This window comes from Kitasatospora sp. NPDC059722 (assembly GCF_042733235.1).
Taxonomy (GTDB): Bacteria; Actinomycetota; Actinomycetes; order Streptomycetales; family Streptomycetaceae; genus Kitasatospora.
In genome coordinates this window covers 1-4,246 of sequence record NZ_JBHWGD010000225.1, presented here as the reverse complement: position 1 = coordinate 4,246, position 4,246 = coordinate 1, and the positions used below count along the sequence as shown (strand labels likewise).

Below are 4,246 nucleotides of genomic sequence, written 5' to 3'. Positions count from 1 at the left end.
CTTCTTCGGCATGAGCCCGCGCGAGGCGCTGGCCACCGACGCCCAGCAGCGCCTGCTGCTGGAGGCCTGCTGGGAGGCGGTCGAGCGGGCCGGGATCGACCCGGTGTCGCTGCGCGGCAGCCGCACCGGCGTGTTCGCCGGCGTGATGTACAACGACTACTCCGCGCTGCTCGCGGGCGGGCGCTTCGAGGGCCACCAGGGCAGCGGCACCTCGCCCAGCATCGCCTCCGGCCGGGTGTCCTACACGCTCGGCCTGGAGGGCCCGGCCGTCACCGTCGACACCGCGTGCTCGTCGTCGCTGGTCGCCATGCACTGGGCCATGCAGGCCCTGCGCGCCGGCGAGTGCACCCTCGCCCTGGCCGGCGGCGTCACCGTGATGTCCACCCCGACCTCGCTGATCGAGTTCTCCCGCCAGCGCGGCCTCGCCCCGGACGGGCGCTGCAAGGCGTTCTCCGACCGGGCCGACGGCGTCGGCTGGTCGGAGGGCGTCGGCGTGATCGCGCTGGAGCGCCTCTCGGACGCGCGCCGCAACGGGCACCAGGTGCTCGCCGTCGTGCGCGGCTCCGCCGTCAACCAGGACGGCGCCTCCAACGGGCTCACCGCCCCCAACGGGCCGTCCCAGCAGCGCGTCATCCGCCAGGCCCTGGCCACCGCCGGGCTCGCCACGGCCGACGTCGACGTCGTCGAGGCGCACGGCACCGGCACCTCCCTGGGGGACCCGATCGAGGCCCAGGCGCTGCTCGCCACCTACGGGCAGGACCGCGAACTTCCGCTGCTGCTCGGCTCGGTGAAGTCCAACCTCGGCCACACCCAGGCCGCCGCGGGCGTCGCGGGCGTGATCAAGATGGTGCTGGCGATGCGGCACGGCGTCGTGCCCCGCACACTGCACGCGGCCGAGCCGTCCTCCCACGTGGACTGGGACGAGGGCGCGGTGGAGCTGCTGACCGAGGAGGCGGGCTGGCCGGAGACCGGCCGCCCGCGCCGGGCCGGCGTGTCTTCCTTCGGCTTCAGCGGCACCAACGCCCACGTCATCCTCGAACAGGCCCCGGCCGTCGCCTCGCGGGACACCGTTCCCGCCGCGGCGGAGCCCGTCCTGCTCTGGCCGCTGGCCGGCCGCAGCCCGGCCGCGCTGCGCGACCAGGCCGCCCGCCTGCGGGCGTTCGCCACCGCGGACCCTGCGGCGAGCCCGGCCGACCTCGGCCTCTCGCTCGCCACCACCCGCTCCGGCTTCGACCACCGCGCGGTGGCCGTCGGCGCCGACCGCGACGAACTGCTCGCCGCCCTGGCCGCCCTCGCCGCGGGCGAGTCCGTCGCCGGGCTGGTCGCGGGCGAGGCCGGCGCCGGCAAGCTCGCCGTGCTGTTCGCCGGCCAGGGCGCCCAGCGCCTCGGCACCGGACGCGAACTCGCCGAGCGCTACCCGGTGTTCGCCGAGGCACTGGACGAGGTGCTGGGCGAGTTCGGCCCCCGGCTGGAGCGCCCGCTGCGCGAGGTCCTCCACGGTGACGACGAGGAGCTGCTGAACCGCACCGGCTGGGCGCAGCCCGCGATCTTCGCCGTCGAGGTCGCGCTGTTCCGCCTGGTCGCCTCGCTCGGCGTGCGCGCCGACGTGCTGCTCGGCCACTCCGTCGGCGGGATCGCCGCCGCGCACTGCGCCGGGGTGCTGTCGCTCGCCGACGCCTGCGCGCTCGTGGCCGCCCGGGCCCGGCTCATGGACGCGCTGCCCGAGGGCGGTGCCATGGTCTCCGTCGAGGCCACCGAGGACGAGGTGCTGCCGCGCCTGGTGCCCGGCGTGTCCGTCGCGGCCGTCAACGGGCCGCGGGCCGTGGTGGTCTCCGGCCTGGAGGACGAAGTCCTGCGCATCGCCGGGGAGTTCGCGGCCGAGGGCCGCCGGACGAAGCGGCTGCGCGTCTCGCACGCCTTCCACTCGCCGCTGATGGAGCCGATGCTGGAGGAGTTCCGGCGCACCGTCGCGGAGCTGGAGTTCCGCGCCCCGGCCATCCCGCTGGTCTCCGACAGCACCGGCGAGCTCGCCACCGAGGCGGAGCTGTGCTCGCCCGAGTACTGGGTCGAGCACGTCCGCCGGGCCGTCCGCTTCGCCGACGGCGTCCGCGCCGCCCGCGCGGCCGGCGCCGCCACCTTCCTCGAACTCGGCCCGGACGGCGTGCTGTCCGCGCTCGCCGAGGAGGTCCTGGCCGAGACCGAACCGATCGAGCACGGCGCCGTGTCCGCCGTCCCGCTGCTGCGCGCCGGCCGCCCCGAGGAGCGGACCGCCGCCCTCGCCCTCGCCGCGCTCCACGTGCGCGGCCACGCCCTGGACTGGGCCGCGCTGTACGCGGGCACCGGCGCCCGCCGCACCGGCCTGCCCACGTACGCCTTCCAGCACGAGCGCTACTGGCCCGAGGCCGAGCCCGAGGCGGCCGCCCCGGTCGCCGACCCGGCCGACTCCGCGCTGTGGGGCGCCGTCGAGCGCGGCAGCGCCGCCGAACTCGCCGGCCTGCTCGGCCTGCGCGACGAACAGCACGCCGGCCTCTACGCCCTCCTGCCCGCCCTCGCCGACTGGCGCCGCACCCGGCACGAGAAGGCCCAGCTCGACGCCGCCCGCTACCGCGTCCACTGGCGGCCCGTCCGCCCGGCGGCCGCGCCCGTGCTGGACGGCACCTGGCTGGTCGTCACCACCGAGGCCGTCGACGACGCCGAACTCCTCGACGCCCTGCGCGGCCACGGCGCCCGCCTGGAGCGCCTGGCGCTCGGCGAGGACTGCCGCGACCGCGCCGAACTCGCCCGCCGCATCGCGGACTTCGGCGAGCTCAGCGGCATCCTGTCGCTCGTCGCGCTGGCCGACCGGCCCGTCCCCGGACCCGGCCTGCCGGAGGGCGTCGCGCTCGGCGTCGTCCTCGCCCAGGCCCTCGGCGACCTGCGCTCCGCCGCGCCGCTGTGGACCGTCACCCGCGGCGCCGTCTCCACCGGGCCCGCCGACCCGCTGACCAACCCCGTCCAGGCCGCCGCGTGGGGTCTCGGCCGGGTCGCCGCCCTGGAGCGCCCGCAGGCGCCGGGCGGGCTGGTCGACCTGCCGCCGGTGCTGGACGCGCCGACCGTGCAGGGCCTCGTCGGTGTCCTGGCAAGCAGTCAAGAGGTGCAGCGCGAAGCGCTTCCCAAGAAGGGTGGTGGCGGGCGAGGGGCAGGCCGAGGGGGAGAGGACCAGGTCGCGCTGCGCGGCAGCGCCGCCTACGGCCGCCGCCTGGTGCGGCACGCCGTCGAGGAGCTGCCCCGCGCCGAGGAGTTCACCGCCGACGGCACCGTCCTCGTCACCGGCGGCACCGGCGCGCTCGGTGCCGAGGTCGCCCGCTGGCTGGCCCGCAGCGGCGCCCGGCACCTCGTGCTCACCGGCCGCCGCGGCCCGGACGCCCCCGGCGCCGCCGAACTCGTCGCCGAACTCGCCGAGCACGGCGCCACCGCGGCCGTCGTCGCCTGCGACGTCGCCGACCGCGACGCGCTCGCCGCCGTCCTCGCCGCCGTCCCGGCCGAGCACCCGCTGACCGGCGTCGTGCACGCCGCCGGCGTCGGCCAGGCCGCCCCGCTCTCGGACACCCCGGTCACCGAGGTCGCCGCGCTCACCGCCGCCAAGCTCCACGGCGCCGCCCACCTCGACACCCTCCTCGCCGACCACGACCTGGACTTCTTCGTCCTGTTCTCCTCCGTCGCCGGCATCTGGGGCAGCGCCGGCCAGAGCGCCTACGCCGCCGCCAACGCCTACCTCGACGCCCTCGCCGAGAACCGCCGCGCCCGCGGCCTGACCGCCACCTCGATCGCCTGGGGCCCGTGGGCCGGCGCCGGCATGGCCGCCCACGAGGCCGTCTCCGACGGCCTGCGCCGCCAGGGCCTGCGCTTCCTCGCCCCGGAGACCGCGCTCACCGAGCTGCGCCGCGCGATCGTCCACGAGGACGTCGCCGTGACCGTCGCGGACGTCGACTGGGAGCGCTACGCCCCCGTCTTCACCGCCGCCCGGCCGAGCGTCCTGTTCGACGAGCTGCCCGAGGTCCGCGCCCTCGCCCGCGGCGCCGCCGCCGACGCCGGGGCCGCCTCCGGCCTCGTCCGCCGCCTGCGCGGCCTCTCCGCGGCCGAGCGCGACCGCCGGCTCGTCGCCCCGGGGCGCCGCGCGGCCGTCGCCCGGCAACCACGCCCGCGGGCGCGCCCGGGGGGTCGCCGGCCCGGCCGGCGGCCTGCTCGGCGCCCTGCTGTTCGGTGG

General features: G+C 78.1%; 1 protein-coding gene. It reads left to right on the top strand.

Annotated features, from left to right (window positions below):
* A partial coding sequence (locus tag ACFV4F_RS42650; protein WP_380511286.1) for a type I polyketide synthase occupies positions 1 to 4,246 on the top strand: 4,246 nt, incomplete at both ends.